Origin of the sequence: Metabacillus herbersteinensis (assembly GCF_042433335.1) — a bacterium.
Classification (GTDB): Bacteria; Bacillota; Bacilli; order Bacillales; family Bacillaceae; genus Metabacillus; species Metabacillus herbersteinensis.
Map to the genome: position 1 here is coordinate 39,037 of NZ_JBHLVO010000007.1, position 22,276 is coordinate 61,312.

General features: G+C 33.1%; 15 protein-coding genes and 1 pseudogene. 3 read left to right on the forward strand and 13 right to left on the reverse strand.

What is annotated here, in order from left to right:
• Window positions 1-144: 144 nt before the first annotated feature.
• Genes ACFFIX_RS10730 through ACFFIX_RS10740 form a run of 3 tightly spaced genes read right to left on the reverse strand, consistent with a single transcriptional unit; the run spans window position 145 to window position 5,549 of the window.
• Window positions 145-3,606: a glycosyltransferase gene (locus tag ACFFIX_RS10730; protein WP_378933692.1), complete on the reverse strand. Its 3,462-nt coding sequence runs from the start codon at window positions 3,604-3,606 to the stop codon at window positions 145-147.
• Window positions 3,607-3,651: 45 nt separating this feature from the next.
• A complete protein-coding gene (locus tag ACFFIX_RS10735) occupies window positions 3,652-5,067 on the reverse strand; it encodes a glycosyltransferase family 2 protein (RefSeq protein ID WP_378933695.1) in 1,416 nt (471 codons plus the stop codon).
• A 26-nt stretch (window positions 5,068-5,093) separates the two neighbouring features.
• The gene (locus tag ACFFIX_RS10740) at window positions 5,094-5,549 is read right to left on the reverse strand and encodes a dTDP-4-dehydrorhamnose 3,5-epimerase family protein (RefSeq protein WP_378933698.1); all 456 of its coding nucleotides are present in this window, start codon (window positions 5,547-5,549) and stop codon (window positions 5,094-5,096) included.
• Window positions 5,550-5,855: 306 nt separating this feature from the next.
• On the opposite strand from ACFFIX_RS10740, the gene ACFFIX_RS10745 reads away from it, so the two are divergent.
• On the forward strand, window positions 5,856-6,569 hold the full coding sequence (locus tag ACFFIX_RS10745) for a class I SAM-dependent methyltransferase (RefSeq protein WP_378933701.1): 714 nt from the start codon (window positions 5,856-5,858) through the stop codon (window positions 6,567-6,569).
• Between the two features lie 193 nt (window positions 6,570-6,762).
• Here ACFFIX_RS10745 and ACFFIX_RS10750 read toward each other — a convergent pair.
• Window positions 6,763-7,582, reverse strand: a pseudogene (locus ACFFIX_RS10750) (TylF/MycF family methyltransferase).
• Window positions 7,583-8,103: 521 nt separating this feature from the next.
• Between ACFFIX_RS10750 and ACFFIX_RS10755 the strand changes: the two are divergent.
• Window positions 8,104-10,005 (forward strand): LamG-like jellyroll fold domain-containing protein, encoded by a 1,902-nt coding sequence (locus ACFFIX_RS10755; RefSeq protein WP_378933704.1) that lies wholly within the window; start codon window positions 8,104-8,106, stop codon window positions 10,003-10,005.
• Window positions 10,006-10,329: 324 nt separating this feature from the next.
• Here the strand turns inward: ACFFIX_RS10755 and ACFFIX_RS10760 are convergent, their stop codons facing one another.
• The 7 genes from ACFFIX_RS10760 to ACFFIX_RS10790 form a co-directional block, all read right to left on the reverse strand.
• A complete protein-coding gene (locus ACFFIX_RS10760) occupies window positions 10,330-11,331 on the reverse strand; it encodes a polysaccharide biosynthesis protein (RefSeq protein ID WP_378933707.1) in 1,002 nt (333 codons plus the stop codon).
• Window positions 11,332-11,599: 268 nt separating this feature from the next.
• Window positions 11,600-12,649, reverse strand: coding sequence for a pseudaminic acid synthase (pseI, locus tag ACFFIX_RS10765; RefSeq protein WP_378933710.1), 1,050 nt, complete (start codon window positions 12,647-12,649; stop codon window positions 11,600-11,602).
• Window positions 12,650-12,661: 12 nt separating this feature from the next.
• Complete coding sequence (pseG, locus tag ACFFIX_RS10770; RefSeq protein ID WP_378933713.1) at window positions 12,662-13,723, reverse strand: UDP-2,4-diacetamido-2,4,6-trideoxy-beta-L-altropyranose hydrolase; 1,062 nt, start codon at window positions 13,721-13,723, stop codon at window positions 12,662-12,664.
• A gap of 75 nt (window positions 13,724-13,798) precedes the next feature.
• Window positions 13,799-14,524, reverse strand: coding sequence for a cytidylyltransferase domain-containing protein (locus ACFFIX_RS10775; RefSeq protein ID WP_378933939.1), 726 nt, complete (start codon window positions 14,522-14,524; stop codon window positions 13,799-13,801).
• A gap of 18 nt (window positions 14,525-14,542) precedes the next feature.
• Window positions 14,543-15,493 carry an ATP-grasp domain-containing protein gene (locus ACFFIX_RS10780; RefSeq protein WP_378933715.1) on the reverse strand — a complete coding sequence of 317 codons (951 nt, stop codon included), beginning with the start codon at window positions 15,491-15,493 and terminating at the stop codon, window positions 14,543-14,545.
• 66 nt (window positions 15,494-15,559) lie between these two features.
• The gene (locus ACFFIX_RS10785; RefSeq protein WP_378933718.1) at window positions 15,560-16,219 is read right to left on the reverse strand and encodes an HAD family hydrolase; all 660 of its coding nucleotides are present in this window, start codon (window positions 16,217-16,219) and stop codon (window positions 15,560-15,562) included.
• A gap of 39 nt (window positions 16,220-16,258) precedes the next feature.
• Window positions 16,259-17,446 carry a glycosyltransferase family 2 protein gene (locus ACFFIX_RS10790; protein WP_378933721.1) on the reverse strand — a complete coding sequence of 396 codons (1,188 nt, stop codon included), beginning with the start codon at window positions 17,444-17,446 and terminating at the stop codon, window positions 16,259-16,261.
• Window positions 17,447-17,813: 367 nt separating this feature from the next.
• Between ACFFIX_RS10790 and ACFFIX_RS10795 the strand changes: the two genes are divergently transcribed.
• Window positions 17,814-19,079, forward strand: a complete 1,266-nt coding sequence (locus ACFFIX_RS10795; RefSeq protein WP_378933724.1) for an FkbM family methyltransferase — start codon at window positions 17,814-17,816, stop codon at window positions 19,077-19,079.
• 1,080 nt (window positions 19,080-20,159) lie between these two features.
• Here the strand turns inward: ACFFIX_RS10795 and ACFFIX_RS10800 are convergent.
• Together ACFFIX_RS10800 and ACFFIX_RS10805 are read right to left on the reverse strand one after the other, a co-directional pair.
• Window positions 20,160-21,275, reverse strand: a complete 1,116-nt coding sequence (locus tag ACFFIX_RS10800; RefSeq protein ID WP_378933727.1) for a glycosyltransferase — start codon at window positions 21,273-21,275, stop codon at window positions 20,160-20,162.
• Between the two features lie 3 nt (window positions 21,276-21,278).
• Window positions 21,279-22,271, reverse strand: a complete 993-nt coding sequence (locus ACFFIX_RS10805; RefSeq protein WP_378933730.1) for an NAD-dependent epimerase/dehydratase family protein — start codon at window positions 22,269-22,271, stop codon at window positions 21,279-21,281.
• Window positions 22,272-22,276 lie beyond the last annotated feature (5 nt).

Sequence of the window (22,276 nt, forward strand, 5' to 3'; positions counted from 1 at the left end):
AAATGAAAACACGACCCTTGTGAAAAAAATGTTTTTGTGGCAACATACTAAAATGAAACAATATAAAAGTACAAATGTATTCCCATCCCCTCCCCTGAGAGTGAAAAATACACTAAAATGCCTCACTGGCAAACCTTTTATGATTTACTCAAGTACCGGAAGAGAGTCTAATTGAATGCGTATCTTTTCTGCTGGATTTTCTATTTCAGGAAGTTTTTCAAGAATCATAATAAATTCAAGTGAATATTTCTCCGGTTTATAAAATTTGGAAACTTTAAAGTTGATTAAGTTCAAAGGGAATAGATCCTTTAACAATTCCAAAAATGAATGTGCAGTACATACAGTGCAATGAACATCAATATACGTTTTTTTCTCAATACTCTCCAAGCAAAGATTCAAAGCAGATTCGTCAGTAGAGAAACGTTGACAGTTGACAACATCAATATTGTCATTCCATGCATCAAAAACATCAATTTTTACAGCATTTGAATGGAAATCAAAAATTTGTTTTGGGCTCGGGCGTCTAAATTTATTTAAGTAGGCATCAATCATGTCAGCTGCAGTAGTAAGTTGGCGGAAGTAATCAAACGTGTACCGTTTGTCTGGAATAGCAAGGCAAACAGATCCTCCTACCTTTAATATTTCATTCAATTCGGCCAACCATCCGATAACATCAGGAACATGTTCGATAACATGTGATGCGACAACATAATCAAAATACAGTCTAGACGGAATCGCTTCTCTTAACGTTTTTTCTCCCCATAAAAAATCCACATGCCCAATTTTTGCTACATCGACATTCGGGTCGTTCCTGTACTTTTTTATAAGTTCTTCCGTACTTGTATGATCTACGTAGTAAACCTTTCCTTCTTCCTTTCTGACAATCGGATTTGCCAACGGACCAATCTCCAGTCCAACACTGTTTTTCACTTCAATTTTATTTAATATCTTGCTCTTACGGTCCATTTGATTTTTCTCCAAGAAATCAGGATTCCAATCCCATACGGATGAATGAAAATATTTATCTGTTATTTTTAAACTTGTTTCGATTGATTCAATACTTGGAAGGGATGAAGTAGATTTTATTTCCAAGAATGGATCATATAACATCCCACAGTTATACCTTTGACTTAGGAATATTTGAGTTTTAATGATGGTGCTTCTATCTAATTTTCTAAGTTTATAGAATGATAATATTTTCTCAAAAATTTCTCGGTTCACCATCAGACAACACTCTGAGACTGCCGTGTACTCACGATACCAATTTACACTTCCATAAGTTGTGTGAGCATTATCCCCCATATTTTTATATGGTTCTATTAATTCCTTATTATTGTTAACTACATAGCCTGCATTGATTATCGAACCTTGTTCATTTATCAATTTTCCTGAAGCTGCATAATAACCACTTTCTTGAATCCATGCATTTAAATCGTTGGTTAACTTCTTATTTTCAAATGATATTCCTACTTTTAAGATCAAAAGGTTTACTGCATTGTTGTCATTTAAACCAGACAGATTGTTTAACAAATTAATTTTATCTTCAATCAAAATGTCAATATTAAAATATCCATAATATTCTTCTATCAGATTATCATTCATAAAAAATTTTTCTGGGACTATAACTGTCACATTATTTGGTTTACTGTACTGTTGCTTTAAAGAATTTAAGGTATCTATTAATTTACCTATACCTTCCTCCCCTTCAAAATATATTAAAACATTAAAGCTGCGTTTATGGTTTAAATCCCAATTCAACTTAAAAGTTCCATCTTTTTTGCTAATCAAATCAGCATTTAAGCCCCGTTTTTTTATATATCTTTTTAGAACTTTTATCTGCGATTCTTTAGCATAAGGTTTAGCTTCAATTCCTGAAGCAGTCGAACTGGAAGTTATTCTCCAATGATATAAAATACGAGGTACATGTACTATTTCTCTTGCAAACTCAGAAGCTTTCAGAAAAATATCCCAATCTTGAGCGCCATCAACTTCAGAATCAAATTGGCCAATTTTTGAAAAGAGTGATTTTCTTATAAGCGTAAAATGAGTTGGAAAATTAGCAGATAGCATGGTTACCCATGACCATCTATGTTTGAAGAGTGGACTCGACCTCGTTAAAGAAGTATCATTAATCAGATCTTTATCCGAGTATAAAAAATCAACTTTTGGATTTTCATTGATATTCCTTACCATTTCATATAAAGCATTTTCTGTTAATAAATCATCATGATCAAGCAATGCAATAAATTCCCCGGCGGCCATTTTCAAACAATGATTGGTATTATTTGATATCCCTTCATTTTTCTTTAAAAATTCCAGCTTTATCTGTGGCCTTTCCTGTGAAATTTTTTTTAGGTAGTTAGATGTTTCTTTATTGTCACTATCAGCAAATGCAATACATAGTTCCCAATAAGGGTATGTTTGATTTAATACACTGTTTATCGTTTCTTTTAGTAAATGTAGGGGTATTTTATAAACGGGCATTAAAATACTTATTAATGGCTTTTCTTTTAAAAAAAATATATTATAAACTTGTTTTTCTAATTCAACCTGACTTAATGGCTCTGTATTTTGAAGCCATTTGTTATATCCTGTATTCCATAAATTTTGCTCTTTATTCCATATACTTTGATTTTCCTTATATTTTTTTGAACATAAATTTAATTTACCATTTATTATTTCCAATAACTGATCAAGTTCAACGATTTGTTTTTGAAGAATTGTTTCTTTTTCCTTTATAGAATTTTCTACGTTATTAACCATATCAATTTGGGGGAATTCAAATTTTTCCTGTAAAAGTAATTTTTGTAACAAATTATTTATTATTTTTTTTTCATCTGAAATATTTTTTATTTTTTTTAGCAGCTTCTCCTTCTTGCTTTGTATTTTTTTAGATTCATCTACTAAGGAGAAAATAGTTCTAGTTAATTCATATATGTTTTCGGTATTAGGGTATAATGTATTAATTCTGTTGCTTTCTTCAGCTAAAAGATTTACTTTTTCAGAAATTATACTGCAACTATATTTTTCGTATATAACTGCGTGATCTGCAACTACTTCTGCTGCCCAATTATCCATTGCTTTAAAAAACCCTTGTTTAGCAAACAAAAGATCCCAATATTCAGGTGGTTGTACATTGATATGTGTCGGTTCTTCCAAATCAGTCGGTGAAGATGAAAAAATGATCCTGTTGGAGTTATTGCACATAAGTTCAATAGCCTTTATGGCCATATCTTCCGGCACATGTTCTAATACTTCTATACAAGTAATAAAGTCATAAAATCCCCTATATTGTTCTGGATCGTCAATGGAACCAACATTACAGAAAGGCTCAATATCTTCTCTTACGTTTGAAATTGCATATTCAGATATATCAAAGCCATAAGCCTCAACATTCATATCCCTTAAGCACTCAACCAGAAATCCTTTTGCACAGCCTACATCAAGTACACGTTTTAAATCATACTCCTTTAACATGCGTTTACCTATGTTTGAAAAGAACTTAATCCACTGACCATTAAAGCTATCCCTATTATAAGGAACTCCTCCTAAACTTGTTTTATAATAATTTTCATTATAAACCGATTTATCATATTTATTTGACATAAGGTCACACCACCCTTGATTCTTTTAAATTTTAATTTCTATGACCTAGATCGGTATAAAAACACAATAGCGTTCTTTTTCGTTGGTTTTTAGATCATTGTGTATGCTATGCCAAACGTTCTTTTTATTTATGTCTAGTGATAAGAATGTTGATTTCTCTACCATTACACCATCTATATCTTCTTTTACAGTATTGGATACCATTTCAGGAAAAAATGAATAATGTGGATGAAATGACTTGAAAAATACTGCCCCAATACTTTTTCTTAAACAAAATCCAGCCATGTCTTTTAACCAATCCTGATGATTTAACTTAAAACTTTTTTCAAGAAACACTAATAATTCTGCACATTCGTTAATCATTTTTTTAAACTCAGATCCATTTAACTCCCTATTTAATTGTATAATTCTTAATCTTGCCGGTTCTTTTTTTATCCAAAAATCCACTACATCGGACAACTCTAGTAATATTTTATTACTATCTACCAAAATTACTTCCAGGTTTGGGTAATCCGTATTTTTGAAAATTATATCTAAATAAACCCCTAAATTTTTCAACATCTCTTCTTTATAAATAATTATAGAAATCAACCGATTTTCCGAACATGGATATACAACCCTGTATTGTCCTAAATAAAATGGACTTTGGATAACATGACCGCCTTCTCCCCTTCGTTCAAGAGCCTCTTGGATCGCTTTCCTTCCCGCTTCAAATGCGTATTTTTTTGAATTTGGATTTATGGATGTTGAGTTAGGCAACATTCTCCAATGATACAAAATCTTTGGGATATGATAGATATTAGTTGTTCTTTCTGTAAATCTTAGAACAAAATCATAATCCTGCGACCCTTCAAACCCTTCTCTAATCCCCCCACTTTCTCTGACAAGTTTTGTCTTATAAACACCCAGATGACATGTATACATATTGGATAAGAATGTGTCTGGTGACCAATCCGGTTTAAAAAAAGGAAAAGATCGTTTTCCATTGATATCAATTTTATCTTCATCACTGTATATCATACCTACATTCTCATATTTATTTATTAAAACGGCATTTTCGTATAAAGCATCAACTGATAGCTCATCATCATGATCAAGGAAAGCAATATAGTCTCCTGTTGCTAGTTGAAGTGCTGAATTAGTTGCCAATGAAATATGCCCGTTTTCATTTCTGTATACTACTTTAATTCTTGAATCTATTGCAGAATATTCATTAAGAACTGTTTTCACATGGGGAACAGTAGACGCATCATCTGCTATGCATAATTCCCAATATGGATAATATTGTTCTCTAACAGAATCTATACATTTTCTTAACCATTTTTCCTCGACATTGTATACGGGTAAAATAACAGAAAAAATCGGTTTCACAGAGAACTGTTTGATATTTTCTTCTGCTTGACCTCGACTAACTCTGTTTTTAGCTTCATCCCGAACCCATTTTTCATAATCTATATCCACGCCCTCCAACTCCTAGCGAATATATGTTAACGATTTTTTGTTTTCCAATTAAAACCGATTGTCTCGTCATCCCAAGGAATTCTTTTTTCATCGGGGTCATTTGCTTTATACGATTCAGATGTGAAATAAATAATGGTTGCAGGCTTTTCACCAAGGACCCTATAACCATGTGCTACTCCTTTTGGTATTAATAATAAAATAGGATTTTCCTCTCCCATATAAAAAACATTTGTTTGATTTTTGGTTGGAGAGTCTTCTCTTAGATCATAAAGCACAACCTGAGCATTACCTGAGGGGAAAAACCAGAGATCATCCTGCTTTTCATGGTAATGAAAGGCTTTGATAACACCAGGGTAGCTAAATGACATAGCTGCCTGACCAAAACGAGAAAGCAAACCGTCATCATCTCTAACCAATTCCGTAAAATACCCTCTATCATCACAATGTTTTGTTAAACGCTTGATTTTAACTCCATCAATCAAAATTAAACCTCCTTATATGATAATTTTCATAATGTTTCTTTCAAGTAAAAGTTTAATTAGCTGTCTTTTTTAGGCATTCTGTATATTTATATTCAGTTTTCATGAAATGTGAAGCATAAAATACTTGAATGGAGATCCAGTGATTTTTTGAGGCTGAATGAAATGGTTTTTCATAGTTAAAGAGATTTCTATTCGTATTTAAAATGCATAAGGAAACAACTAATAAGATTAAATGCATATATTATTTATCGAGTGGTTTTTTATCACATATCCAAAGTAAACAGAAAAAAATGTTTAATAGTAAAGGTGGATTATCAAATGTATCGTTTTTTTCAGAGCATTATCAAACCAATATTTGAACTTGAAAATATAAAGCGCATTGTTGAAATCGGGGCAGATGAAGGGAAAAACACCCTGCAGATACTTGAATATTGTTCACAAATAGAAGGGGCATTGACAAGTATTGATCCGTCTCCTCGTTTTGATAAGCAGGCTCTCAAATTAATATATGGCCAATACCTTGAAGTAATTAATGATTTAAGTCTTATTTCCTTGCAACATCTGAAACATTACGACTGTGTTTTGATTGATGGTGACCATAACTGGTATACCGTTTTTAATGAGCTAAACGAAATTGAAAAGTATGCCCTTCATTCAAAGAAAATGCCAATAGTATTTTTACATGATACAGAATGGCCCTATGGAAGAAGAGACATGTATTACCTACCTGATACAATTCCTTCCGAGTTCAGAAAAGAATTTGCTAAAAAAGGGATACTGCAAGGGCAATCACCATTAAGTGATCAGCCTGAAGCAATAAACTCAGGCATAAATAATGCACTATATGAAGGAGGAAGCCAGAACGGGGTTTTAACCGCTGTGGAGGACTTTTTACAGACTACTACTTTAAACCTTAGTCTCCATAAAGTAGCATCTCATCATGGACTGGGAATTTTGACTCCTAAAGACAATATTAAGGACAAAAAAATAGATACTATTCTTAAGATGTCGAATTTATAAAAATCAAAAATATTGAGAGTCACATAATATGGATGGTTAAGTAACTTTCTTATTCAATGAGATTTCTTAAAGTCTACTTAAGTATCAAACTTCCTCTGCTTTAACCCATTGTTTAGCGGACAAAAATCCAATCTTCTTTCTGCAGAAGAAGATTGGATTTAATTTCCTAAGCCAGAACAAAACATACTGAATTTTATTTTGTTTTTCTCCAGTAAGCACCAAAGGTATCTATTCTAATAAGAGGTTCATCAATTCCAAAGTCCCTTCTAAAATCTTTTACAGCAGCTTCACAAGGTGGTATTCCGTAATCATCAATAATAATAAATCCACCTTTAGAAACTTTTGGATAAAGGTTTGTTAAACTGTCTATAGTTGAAGAATACATATCTCCATCAAGTCTTAATACCGCTATTTTTTCGATTGGAGCCACTGGTAATGTATCTTTAAACCAACCTTTTAAAAAACAAACCAGTTCATCTAATAAGCCATATCTTTTAAAATTTTCTTTTACCTCATCCAAAGAGACACTTAAATAATCAAACATATGTATGGTATATTGCACCTTTGTCCATAGGATAATTAGTTTCATCTGGTTCTGGTAACCCTTCAAAAGAGTCCGCTACCCATACACGCCTATTATTAATCCCATTAGCTTTGAGAAAGCCCCTCATAAAAATACACGCTCCACCTCTCCAGACGCCAGTTTCTATAAAATCACCTATAATGTTCTCATCCAACACAGTTGTCATACATTGTTGCAAATTTCCAATGCGAATTCTTCCTATCATACTATGTGCAAATGGAGGCCAATCAAGACCTTCTCGACGTTTTTGAGGATCTGGATATACTTGTTTAACAATTTCTAAATCATTTTGTTTTAAATAGTTTTTTATAAAATCAGGAACCTGATTTTGAGGCATAGGGAAATATCTTTCGCTATCAAGCCATATCTCATACAAAATTGTTTTTTTTAACAATTCTAAATAGAGGTCTTTAGATGAATGATTAAGCATATTAACTCCCCTTTTATTTAAATATTATTTAAATATTCAATTCTGTCCTGTTGTTAAATGAACGGTAAAAAAACAGCAGTAACAGCTTTTCGGAATAATACTCTAGTACAATAAATAATTATTAAACTATTTTATAAGCGTGTTTTATTCGGTCCTAACTACTTAATAAAGTACTCTTTTACCAATTTAACACTCATATTTAACCATATGTAAATAAAAGGTAATCATTCCGACAATAATTTAACTTTTCTAGTCCATTCAAAATAACAAAACCCGTCGTACTCTACAGCGATATCCTACTTAAAAAGAAACGCTTGATTTCCTCACACGTAATCATAGTATTTCGTTATTTTTTACAAAATTAAACAACAAATTCCACGCCTTATTTAATTGCGCTACCCTTCCTATCGACATACCATACTATATGAAACTTTGCATAAAATAAGTTAGATACTTAGTAGAAAGTAAAGGTGATAACTTTGAATACCTCTGGGTATATCAACTTTTCCGGAATGAACGTCATGAAAATATCGCAATTGTTTTCTGAAATAAAAAATACGTTTACTTATGAATTATGGGTTAAACCTCTAGCTTCCCATAATATAGATAACGAAATGAGGACTGGTACATCAGGTATCAGGGGACAAAGATATATAATCGCTCCTGGTGATGGGGGAAATGGAAGCCAAGCAGGTGTAGGACTCTCTATAGGTATAAACGGTGTATCCATTTACGAACATACTTTAAGTCACTTGCCCGCAACTTTAGTATATGAAGGAAATGTTCGGGACTGGAATCATATTGCAATTGTATATAAAGAAAAAACGCCTTTTCTTTATCTCAATGGTGAATTTATAAAAAAAGGGTTAACAAGCTCAATAGAAAATGTTGTCCCATCAGGCTATTTTGGAGCATTAGAACCATATGGTTATTTTATTGGTCAATTAGCTGATCTTAGAATTTGGAATCATGCTAGAACGGAAGATCAAATAAAGGTAAATATGAATAGAAAATTGACTGGAAAAGAAAATGGTTTATATCGATATTGGAGCTTTAAAAATAATGAAAATAATGTAACTACACTAAGTACTCTTTATAACAAATACCCTGACTACATCCTAAATCATCTAGATTTATTAAAGCTATTTGGCATTCTAAATAGTGATTGCTTAGATGGTTCATTCTATAGAAGCAATAAAAAAGAACCTTTCGATTCTAATAAGATAAATATAAATTGGTATCAAACAGATGTTCTAATTGATTTTGGCTACTATAGAAAGGATTATGAAGAACTTCTATATCCATTAGCAAACAGTTTAATAAAAAAAGGCAAATCGGTTAGTTTACTGATTTATAAGTTCGCTTCCCCTCCCACCACCATATTATCTGATAAGGTTAATATTATATATAAAGAACATTTGGATGATCAATACCGAATTAATAAGCAAGCAAATACTTTATATAAAACAAACTTGGCGCCTTCAATAGATAAATGGTGCAAAGACTTTCAGATTAATGGGGAAAAACGGCTTTTATTTGAACGAATATACAGATCATATGCAGTAGAAAATATAAGATCTAAAACACTGCTTAATTTACTAAAACCCAGGTGTGTTTTGGGAATTCACTTTCTTATGAACCCAGGTTCCATTGATGCAATTAACTTTTTTTCTGAGAGTACGCCCATTAAAAATATTTTAGTTCAACACGGCTTTTTTGGGAGAAATCTGCTGCATCCACATGATTTTAAAGGGGCAGATATTGTTATACTATGGGGGGATTTTCACCAAAAATTATTGAACAATCTCCCGATTTCACCCAATTCAGTTGTCATTGGAAATCCTAAGCTTGAATTAAAATTTAAAAAATATAACACGAAACAAAATATACAAATAGAAAAAAATATTACAAAAATTCTATATGTCTTTTCAACTTCTCCAGAACAGGATCCATCCTGCCGGAGCAACTTGAATATCTTCATTCAAGCCATTAAAAAATTATCCAATATCAAAGTTTTATATAAATTGCACCCAAGCTTTCCTTCTACACACTTATCAAATTATTTGAAAAATAATGCAATACATCCTGATGAGATTTTTAAGGGAGAAGACGTATACAACGCAATCAATATTTCAGACATTATTGTGGGGGACTTTTCCACTTCTATCTTTGAAGCGGCTGCTCTAAATAAACCAGTTATTCAAATAGCATCTTCAAATACTGACACTCCTTTTGTAGTATTAAATCACGTGAAGAACTCTAAAGAATTAATAGAGGTGATAAATAATCTTCGTACTGATTCGGCCTTTATGAATAAATTTTCCTCAATCCAGAAAAACAGTATCAAAGAATTATTCAACCTAATAGATGGAACATCAGATAAAATTACAGATTTTATTATTGACTTAATTACATTTAAATAATGTATTTTGAATGATAAAATATAGAGTTTACAAAAGACTTGGCGAAACATATGATAGAATAGTTGTTTCAAAGGGGATAATTTGTTCTTATCAAAAGGAATTAAAAAATGCCCAAGGAGCTTAAAAATCGAAGTTAACTGGGGCTGCACAAAAGGGCTCACTCAAGTGTCTTTTTGTGAAATTAGCCCTCTTGAAAAAATTTCCTTAAATATAGAAAGAATAGCCTTCTTTAGTAAAATTAAAGTGACGAGCAACAAACCAGCTAAAGGGGCGAATCATTATTAAACATCCATTTCTTTTATTGTTTTGTTTTATTCCAATTGATTAAACAAAACTATTTTTTAATAGTTCGCGAATCTGCATTAATGTTAACGGTTTTTGCGTTTTGGAACTATATGATCCATATTCCGCTCTAAACGAATGTTCATAGCCTTTTGTTTGCTTAAAAAAAGCGGGGATAACAAACATGTCCGACAGTTCCATGGCAACCTCCAATTCTTCAGGTGTCATTAATTCCTCATACATTTTTTCACCAGGTCGTATCCCGATTGTTTCCATTTTGATATCCTCAGCGTTAATATTATATTTTTCACATGTTTGTTCGATAACAACTGTAACCAAATCTTTCAATCGAACCACAGGCATTTTTAATACAAAGGTTTCCCCACCCTTTGATTCTTTAAGAGCTTTCATTGTCAACGTTGTTGCTTGTTGCAGCGTTATCATAAAACGTGTCATCATTAAGTTTGTAACGGTTATCCTTCTATCGTTTAAAATTTGCCTTACAAACAGAGGTACAACAGACCCTCTTGAACTTATTACATTTCCGAGCCTGACAATTGCAAAAGTAGTGGAACGGTTACCTTTACTATACTCAGCTGAAGTTATTAATCTCTCAGCAGTTAACTTTGTTGCACCATACGTATTAGAGGGAAATATCGCTTTGTCTGTACTTATATAAATTACCTTTTTTACATTTTTTTCAAGAGAAGATTTAATAACGTTATATGTTCCATTAATATTAGTAAGGACTGCTTCATAAGGATTATATTCACATGTAGACACGTGTTTCATTGCAGCGAGATGAAATACATAATCGATGTCGACCATTGCATTTAAAAGCCGGTCATTATCCCTTACATCACCAATAAAAAATTGAATATTTTCAATGTTTCCTAACCGTTCCCGCAATTTAATTTGCTTATATTCATCTCGACTAAACAAACGAACCATTTTCGGTTGTTGAACAAGTATTTCATTTAATAAACTTTCCCCAATTGTACCCGTTGCACCAATTATTAAAATTGACTTTTCTTTAAAATACATTAGCGACCTTCCTTTCAGTCGGCAAATGGTAAGCCTTGTCCGATCTATAAATTGTATGAGTGATAATTAAAAATGATGTTTACATATTGTCCTTCAAAAATTAATATATGTTTTTTGGTTTTTACAAAAATCAATAGATGGGTCATGAAATGTGTAAAGAATGGGGGAAGTGTTGTATGAAAATTCACATCTACTGGAATCTAAATGAAATCATTTAAAAGGAAAAGCTATAATTTATTTATTAACTTAAATGCATTAACTAACCTCCTTAAAAGATCTCCCATGATATAGGAGTTCCTTTTTTTATTTCTTTTTTTACCTTATTTCCTAATATTGTGTCATAATATTTTGGCGGAAGACCACATCCAGGACGTATTACACGCATACTTTCTTTTGTAATAACATCACCTGCTTTCAAGTCCTGGGTTATATATAAGGAACGTCTATGGACAAGTGATGCTTGTTCCTCTTTGGTTGCACCATAGCTTATCTTTCCAATTGATTTCCATGCTCGTTTCGTTTCGATAACAAGCTGTTTCATTTCATGAGGTTCCATAGAAAATTTTGCATCTACTCCTCCATCTGCTCTTGAAATTGTAAAATGTTTTTCAATTACGGTTGCGCCTAATACAACACTTGCTATTGCAACACCAATCCCCATCGTATGATCAGATAAACCAACTTGACATTTGAAAAGCTCCCTCATATGCGGGATGGTCGCAATATTTGAATTTTCCGAAGCAGCGGGATAATTACTCGTACATTTTAATAAAATCAAACTTTTACAACCGACTTCTGTTGCAGTCCTAACAGCTTCTTCAAGTTCTGATACACTTGCCATTCCAGTAGAAATAAACAAAGGTTTTCCTGTTGATGCAACTTTACGTATCAACGGAATATCGACATTTTCAAACGATGCTATTTTATAAGCAGGAACATTCAATTTTTCTAAAAAATCTACTGCTGTCGCATCAAAAGGTGAACTAAATGCAACAAGCCCGAGTTCTTTACAGCGGTTAAAAATTGCTTCGTGCCACTCCCACGGGGTATATGCCTTTTCATACAACTTGTAAAGGGAATTCCCTTTCCATAAGTTATTTGGGTCATTAATAAAAAATTCACCATCCTCAATATCAAGCGTCATTGTTTCAGCAGTATATGTTTGAAGCTTCAATGCATCCACCCCAGCTTGTGCGGCAGCATCGACGATTTGCAAAGCCTTATCAAGCGACTGGTTGTGATTACCCGACATTTCTGCAATGATGAAAGGTTTATAGTTTTTCCCAATATAACAATCAGCTAGTTTGAATTCATGCATAAATTGACCTCCTTACTTCATATCTAAAATAGCTTCAACGACTTTATTTTTTTGTTCTTGTTTGATTATTTGACTGTTCATTAATTTCATTGCACGTTGATTCATTTGTTTCAATTCATCAGTTGATGAAAGTGCTGCGTTGACTTTATCGATAAAATCGGATACTTCTACATCTTGATGCCATCCTAAATTCCATATAGCTCCATAACTTGATGCGGCTTTAACTGGTTTTATTTGATTTGTGGCAACCATCACCGTAATGGAAGGAACTCCGAGATAACAACGCTCCCACATCATAATACCTCCTGCACCAAGTACAAGGTCCGCTTTGGAAAGTAATCTGGCAAGATAGTCGATTTGAAAATGAAAATAACATTTCATCTCCTTACACATCTGTTTAATCTTTTCACAATTCGGATTCGTTTCTCCTACAACAACATCTAAATGGATCGATGAAAAACCGATGTGCTTTAAAGCTGCTAATGCTTTTTCCGTTATATTCTCTGGGTCGCTCCCCCCAAAGAAAACAAGCATTCGCCTTACGACCCCATCCCTTGTCTTTAAATGCCTCCTTGCTTCTATAAATTCCGGACGAAGAATTAAATACTGGGGCCCGAGGAGCTTTCTGCAATGAACTGGGACAAACTGATCATAGCGAGTTCGATAATCATGGTCATAATTTTGATCAAGCAATAAGTCACAATAATGCTGGCGATTTGCCAGGTCATCGATAGCCATTAATTTTCGGACTGCATTTTTTACTTGTTGTTCCCATGTGATGTCAATTTGATAATGATCAATAATAAGCAAGTCGACCTGCTCTCTGAGTTCTTTTAAGTTTTGGAGCGTTTCATTAGCGTCGATTTCTTGATCAAAATGATCAATTTGGTTTGAAAGACGTATGACGTGAAATTTTTTTGATTCAATAAAGTTGTTAAGGTTCCCTTTCCATTCTCTACACACAAAAGTGATCTGTGCTCCTTCTTTTTGCAAATGATCCGCTAAAGTTAAACAGCGCATAACGTGGCCTGTTCCAATTCTTATAGAAGCATCAACCCGGAAAACGATATTCATTATAACCCTCACTCATTTTTTATAGAGTTTCATAATTTACTTGTTCAGCAGTCTCTGAAAACTCAAAAAAGCTGTCTACTCTACCGGCTTCTGCTTTATATGTGAATTCTTATTTGCAATTTCAGGGTAGGCCCGCAAGTAATCAACAACATCTTGAGAAGAAATGAGTTTGTTTCCATAAAAATGATCAGCAACGGCAACACACAATTGATAATCTTCTTTTGTATCTAACGTAATACGAAGTTCAGGATGTTGAAGTGAACAAGGAGCGGTCACTTCAGTTTGATTAAACTTTTCTGGAAATTCATACGCATAATACGTAACATGTTCACGATACCTTGATTTATGCCCATGTTTATACATATATTCAAGTGCAGAAAAAGCAATCATTTCTACAACTAATCCACGCGGCAATTTCCCATTGACAATGACAAAATCTGCCGGTTTTTTTTTCATGGCATCATTAATCTGGTTAGCTAGGTGATAATCAACAAACGGGCAGTCTGCCGTGACTCGGATAATATAATCCGGATTATGCGGTTTTGCACAGGTGTAGTAACGCTTCAAAACATCATCTTCTGATCCACGGAAACAGGTAACATCATGTTCTTTGCACCAGTTTATAATGACATCATCTTGCTTTAACGTTGAGGTTGCAACAATCACTTCTTCAACTTGGCTAACTTGCTTGCATCTTGAAATTACATAATCTAACACAACGCTTTCTCCGAGTGGTTTTAACACCTTTCCAGGCAATCGGGTAGAACCCATGCGGGCTTGGATGATGATTAAAGTTTTCAACATAGTCACCACCATTGATCATAAAATTAAATCCTCGGCATACCGGACAAGCTTTATTTCATGTTTTTCCCTAATAAAAGGATAGTCTTTTAAATCTTTACCTCTTGCTTCAAGTAAAAACCAGTACAAGCTGTCTAAGCCGGCAGCGACACTTAACGTCGATGCCCCACCAAATCGGCTATTGCATTCAATCATGTGATAGTCACCGTTAAGGTCGATTATCCACTGCATGACATTGTGTCCATAGAGTTGTAAATCATTCGCTGCTTTTTCGCAAAGCCTTTCTAAATGATCATCACGAAAGGTAGTCGTAATCTGTGACTCACCATTGACTATCATTTCCCGCTTACGGGTAATAATGCCTTTAACTTCTCCTTCTTTCGTAACATAAAAATCAACACTTACTTCAAAGCCGTCAATATATGGTTGAAAGATCGGATACTCCAACTTTTTGGCATGATGAAACGCCTCTTCACTAGATAACCCTAACCCAATATTTTGTGATCCAGCTCCAAACCGTTCTTTTACTACAAACTTAAGACTCTTGATTTGATCTATCGCAGTTTTGGTTGTTATAACAGGATTAGCCAATACAGAAAGCTTTTTATAAAAAAGATATTTGTCATTACACATCTCTACCGATTTATTATTAGGAACCATCACATAAATCCCATCTTCTTTTAATTTTTTCTTATGTTCTGCAAAAAATTTTAATTCTCCATCTCTTGTAGGAATGATATGGATAATTTTGTTTTTTAAACAATACTGAATCAATTGGTCAATTTTTATGTCATCAAGCCTTGGCATTTGCCAGAACCTATCAACAAAGTATCGTGCAATACAATTTGAATGAAGATCTGCACCAATTACTTTAATTAAGGGATTTATTTTATGTGCAGCTTTTTTTATCGCTTTTATCAGCGGGACTTTACTTGAAATACTAGTCACCAGCACATTTCCATCTTTCAAACTAAACACCTTCTCAGGGAAAAATAAAATGAAAACGATTTAGTAACTGGAACTTGCTCTTATTTCCTAAATTATTTCTTCTAAAGACGATAAGGTTCGATCTGCTTCAAATTCTTTCGTTAATTTTACTTGCATATGGTCGCCTACAGGACGAACAATTCGAATCGTTCCCATCCCAAGCTTCTTTGCAGTTATAAAATCTTTATGAGGGTTATCGCCGATATAAACGCAATCACTGATATCCAATCCTAAACAATCAACAATTTTACGATACGGTGTTGCACTCGGTTTCCAATGTTCCTCTCCTAAATCACCTGTGACTACAATGCATTGAAACCACTTTTGAAGAAAAAGAGCATCAATTTTCGCCCATTGGATTATAGGATGGCCATCTGTAATGATCGCAATCTTTTTCTTTTGATCTATTAAATGGTGAATCATTCGTTCTGCATCTTGATATAATCGGATAAGCGGCTTATGATTTCGGTAAACATTTACAAGAGTACTAATATCACTATTGATTTTTAATTTTCCGCAAACTGCATCAAATACTCTCCCTCTCCCATTTCTTTTCCATTCTTCAATCAATAATTGATGTATCTCATTAATAGATTGAGTTGTATGTTTTGCAAGTACTTCAGCAACTGCCTGGAAGCCAGAACGAACATAATCATGTTCACAATATAACGTATCATCCAAATCAAAAATGTACCCTTTATAACTCATTACCATTCGCTTTTTGTTTCCTTCCTGGATATCCATCCCTTACTCTTCATAACTAGTTAATTGTTTTCTCAATTCTCTCCAGGTGAATTTCAAATCATTATAATTAGCGGATTTCATTGTTTTAAGTATGTAGTGATTATGCTTGGCATCAATGTAATTCGGAAACAATGACAAAGCACGATGAAGATAAGTTTGTGCAGCATCATATTGTCCTAATAATATAGAAATAGCCCCTAAATTATTAAGAGCTGCTCCATGACAAGGATTATGCTTTAGTGTGTTATTAAATAAAGCTTTCGCATTATTTATATGTTGATGGTGTAGATAATATAAGCCTAATAAAAAAGATAAAGGGGCAAAGTCTGTGGTTTTTTCTTGTTTTTTAAGATATTCATATCCTTCTTCCCAAAAACCGATCTTAAAAAGTATCGATACATAGTCGGTACCATTTTGTGTTCTAGAAAGACTGCGTTTATTAATGGATGACTCAATAAATGATAATTCATATTTTTTAAAAACTTTTTGTTCACCATTTAACATATCCTTAATTCTTTTTGAAGCATTTTCTTTATGTCTTCTTACATTAAATAAAGGTTGATCAACATAAACAAATCCCCCAACTTGTGCGAGCTGAAGCCACATATCCCAATCCTCTGAATGAGTAAGAGACGTATCAAATCCGCCTAATTTTTGTATTTCCTTTTTGTTTACCAGTGTTCCTGACACACAAACATGATTCCGTACAAACTGATAACCTAGTATTTCTTCTGGTTCAACTTGTTTGAATCGATGAATACCGTCGAAAAACTTACCCTCTTCTGTTATTTGCCTGTGAGCCGTATGAACGAGTACCCACTGATTCGGCTTTTCTTTCCTGCAAGCTTCCAGACTTTTAAGTTGTAATTCAAGCAATCTTGGTTCGGCGGTATCATCACCATCTATGAATAAAATCCAGTTGCCTTTTGCTTTTCTTATCCCTAAGTTTCTCGCTTCTGAAACGCCTTTATTTTCACGGTGCCTAAATGCTTTTATATGGCAGCGTGATTCATGTGCCAATTTCAAAACCTTACAATGAGTTGCATCCGTACTATTGTCATCAATGACAATGATTTCATATAGAGGATATGTTTGCTTTTCCAGGCTTTTGATTACATCAGTTATGTATTGTTCACAATTATATACAGGAATAACAGCCGATATTTTTAGAGATTCCTTAATTTCATCCATTACTCATCTCCCCAATCTATTAACAGAGTAATATCGAAATATTTAAATTGCTTACAATTAATTCCATCTAAATATGCATCTTAATTTAGATGAATTTTTGCAACTGATTTTCAATAATCGCTCAAAAACCAATATATGATTTAAATTAATTAATTAACTCAAAAACTCAAAGTTCTTGAATCTTTCATTCTGCGTCTCATCGAGCACTCACACTTAATCGTATTTAACATAGAAAATGGGTCTACAAGACATCCCTTACTAAAAAGTTAAAATTGAGAGGCTTGCACATTGTCATTTTGCTATTAGATGTAATATTTACTTTTAAAAAACATATACTTCATTTAGAAAAATTAAGGGAGAGTTCTCAATGACATTTCATAACCTTTCCATCTTAGAGAACAAGAAAAGACATGTAATTTTTGGCTCAGGAAATGCTGGAATAGTAATAATGGACATTTTACCATTTGAATTTACTTATTTTGTTGATAATGATAGTTCAAAGTGGAATAAGAAACTAAATGAACATATTATTCTTCCTCCTGATACTCTGTTAAAAGAAAATAAAAATGATTTAGTAGTAATCGTAGCCAGTATGTATTATGAAGAAATCTCCAAACAATTGATTGAAATGGGGTTTGAAGAAAATGTTCATTATATAAATGGATTAAAGCAGTTTTATTATCCCCATTATTATTACCCATTCCGCAACTTAAAAAATTATACAAGTGTTAAGAAGCTTTTAGAGGATAATTCAATTGTTGTAGCTGACATTGGTGCAGGCGGCGGCTTGAATCAGAGGTGGGAACAATCTACCCTTAATCATTATAAAGCGATATTATTTGAACCCGATGTTGAAGAATTCAAAAAGTTGAATCTATCTAAGAATGAAAATTGCATCGTTATTAATAGCGCATTATCAGATTCTTCCAAAATCATTGATTTTCATATATGTGAAGAACAACCATGTTCTTCGATTTATTACCCAAATACAAGTTTTTTGGAAAGATATCATGCCGAAACTCAAAAAAATACAGATCCTCATGAAATTAAAAAAACTATTAAAATAATAGCAGATTCATTAGATCAATTGCTAACCGTTAATAACATTATTACTGAAGTAGATTTTATTAAAATTGATACGCAAGGTTCAGAACTAGACATATTAAAAGGAGCCGAACATTCTCTTAAAGAGGCAATCGGTATTGAGGTAGAAGTGGAGTTTGCACCATATTATGAGAACCAACCTCTTTTTCCTGAAGTCCATAATTTTGTTACTAAATTCGACCTCGAGTTAATTGATTTACGGAAAAGCTATTGGAAAAGAAAGCTTGTCGAAAAGGGAAAATATAATGGAAAAGGGCAACTTATTTGGGGTGATGCATTATACTTTAAAACACCAGAAAAGCTAATAAACAAAAATTTTTCTCAACAAAAAATTATTCGTGCTATATTTGTTTATATTGCTTATGGGTATTTTGAGTTTGCAGAAGTTCTACTTAAGCTTGCTTCCGAACATAAGATATTGTCAGAAGAAAACCAACGTTTACTTATACCATTGTTCATTAATGAAAATATCAATATTATTAACCAATATGTTAATAGTAATAAAGCTGATATTTTAGGAAACCTATAATAAACATTATGTAAGGAAAACCAGGTGAAAAGCTTTCCCGGTCATAAACCCCGTCAAATAGACAGTTGTGTCGATCATAATACGTGTTCATTAGTTAGATTTGTAACTATACTCGCGGGGTTCTATCCGAGGTGATCACCATAGCTAGAGAAGAACCTATATACGATATACTTACGGTAACTTCTAGCTTAAGTTTTATTAGATTTGACAGATACATGAATGTTTAAAGTTTGTAGGGTAGCCTACTTTATGCTTTCGATTTAGGATGGTATATACTCTAGTTAACATAAAGTGTCGTTAATGAAAATAAAAAAAGATTGTCCTCACAGCAATCTGGTATTTCCCCCTACAGGTAGACAGTAAAAAAAGAGAACATTTGATATGATGTTCTTAATAGTCTACCTAGGAGGGGATTTTCCTATGGAAAAAAGAGACAAACGCTATACTGCTACTATGACCCACTGACGTTACACATTCTGTGTTTCGATCAAATGTGATAAATGTGATTTAACGGGAGTAAGAGAACCAATGAACAAAAGATTCACAGTCTCTCCTGGCCGGAGTTTTTTAAAGGTTTGACAAATACATGAATGGTTTGAAGGAAAATTCATTCCCAACCCCCTTCTTTTATAAAATATGCATGTATTTATTCTCTACTTTCGGTTCATGTTTGTTTGGACCTAGTTTAACATAAATATTTTAATGAAGATGCCAATTTACCAAAGTCCAAATTCGTTCATTTTTTTAGCAGAATCAAGTTCCAGAAGAAAGTAGCTGTCCAAGGATAAAACGATGCATAAGGAGAACGGTTTATAAAGGGCTTAGATTGCATTAACAAAGGAGATTATCTATAAAACCTAATATTAGAGCATATAACCTTGCAAATGGCAAGGAACAGGGCGTGGAAGTACAAGAAGAAGTCAAAAAATAAGGTACTGGAACAATATCACTTTTAGTACTTGAGAACAGAAATTCTACTTTTACAAAAGATGGGGATTAGGGCTGTTTTTCTAATTACAATTTATCCTTTAATAAAGCTGAATAAAAAATAACCCGGAACCACTTTTCAAGTTGTACGGGTTATTTTGCTTCTGGGGGCTCAACTAATTGCTTCCACGACATTATGACTATATGGGGATCCAACTCTTTTGCTAATTGGCTTATTAGCTTATCACCTTGCTTACTTTCAATTGACATAATAACCGCATCCACTGTTTTTTGATTTTCTGTTAACCATTCCCTACTAAAAACCTTCACATTTTCAATAAATTTCCCTTGCATGTGTACATTATTATCAATAAAGCCAACCACATGGAATTTCTCTTTTTGCAAATCTTTTAGTAAATATATAGCAGTTTTCATACTGCCAAAAATGACAACATTCCGCACTTTATATTTTTTTAATGACTTTGTAATCCCACTGTCCTCTAATAACAGTTTCTCTAGCCATAGCCGGTACAAAGCATTATTATTCATTTCAGTTAATGAAAGATCAACTTCAACATTAAAATGTTTTTGTATAATTTGCTCCTTTGCTTTTAAACCAATTACTCTAGTCTTATAGTTAGTAGACCCGCCGCCTGTTCGAAAAACAGCAATGGTTTTATTTAAATAAAAGGAATTCTCAATTTCTTCTTTGAAACATTTGATTACAAAATCAAAATCACTTGCAATTTCATAGTTCAAATCAAAAAGACCAAATCGGTCAAACAATGATTTTTTTACAAAAAAAGCTTGATGTGGGGGCATATTACCATATTTAAAATCAATTAATTCAAACCTTCTTCCGTATAACATTTCCATATTGTCTTTTGAATCTTTGATCAATACATTGCCATACAAAATGGACAACTGTTGATTGTCCATAAAGTACTTTGCGACATTTTCTATCACAAATTCATCATACAAGTAGTCATCAGAGTTCAAAAAATAGATAATATCAGCTGTAGATGCTTGAATGCCTTTATTATAAGCTTCATAATTTCCATTATCAGGTTCTGAAATAATGGTATCAATATGTTCTTTATATTTTTCAACAATTTTCATTGTGCCATCAGCAGAAGCTCCGTCGACAATAATATATTCGATGTTTGAATACGTTTGGTTTATTACACTCAAAATTGTCTCTTCAATATAAGACTCACTATTATAACAGGCAGTAATAATTGAAATCTTTTGATTATTTCCAGTAAGCATTTTTCACACCTTTTTTTTGTTCAGCAACAATTTTTCACAAACCTGTTCTTCAATCCAGGAATATGTTTTTACTAAGCCCTCTTCTAATGATATTTTCGGTTCCCAATCTAAAACTTCTCCCAATTTCGTATTATCTGAATTACGTCCTCTAACACCTTGTGGTCCATCAACATGCTTCTTTTTAACTTCAACTCCGGCAATATTTGCGACTATATCCACCAATTCATTAATAGAAATCATACGATCCTGACCTAAATTGATTGGTTCACGGTATTCCGACTGCATAATTTTATATAACCCAACAATACAATCATCAATATAACAAAAAGAACGTGTTTGTGCTCCATCTCCCCAGACTTCAACCTCTGGATTCTTAAATAATTTGGCGTAAGCAATTTTTCGGCACATCGCGGCAGGTGCTTTTTCCCGTCCGCCTTCCCAGGTCCCTAAAGGCCCAAAGATATTATGAAAGCGGACTATACGTGTTTCCATTCCAAAATCTTCATAATAATGCTGGCACAAGCGTTCTGTAATCAACTTTTCCCATCCATATGCATCCTGAGGTTTAGCCGGGTAAGCGTCAACTTCTTTTAACGGTTCAACATTCGTATCCTCTTGAAGATACTCAGGATAAATGCATGCCGATGATGTATACAAATATCTTTTAACATGATTTAAACGTGACGCTTCTATTGTATGAAAATTAATGAGGGCATTATTATATAATATTTGTGAATGATGTTCAGAAATAAATCCCATTCCTCCCATATCTGCAGCCAATGCATAAACTTCATCAATTCCCCTTGTAGCTTGAAGACAATTATCCCATCGCCTTAAATCCAAAATTTCAAATTCATCTGCCTTGCTTTTCGAAAATTCAGGATATTTAACATCTATTCCTCTTACCCAATAACCTCTTTTCTTTAAAAAAGAAACTAAATGATGTCCTATGAATCCACCGGCTCCCGTAACCAATACTTTTGTTTTTATTGACATTTTTT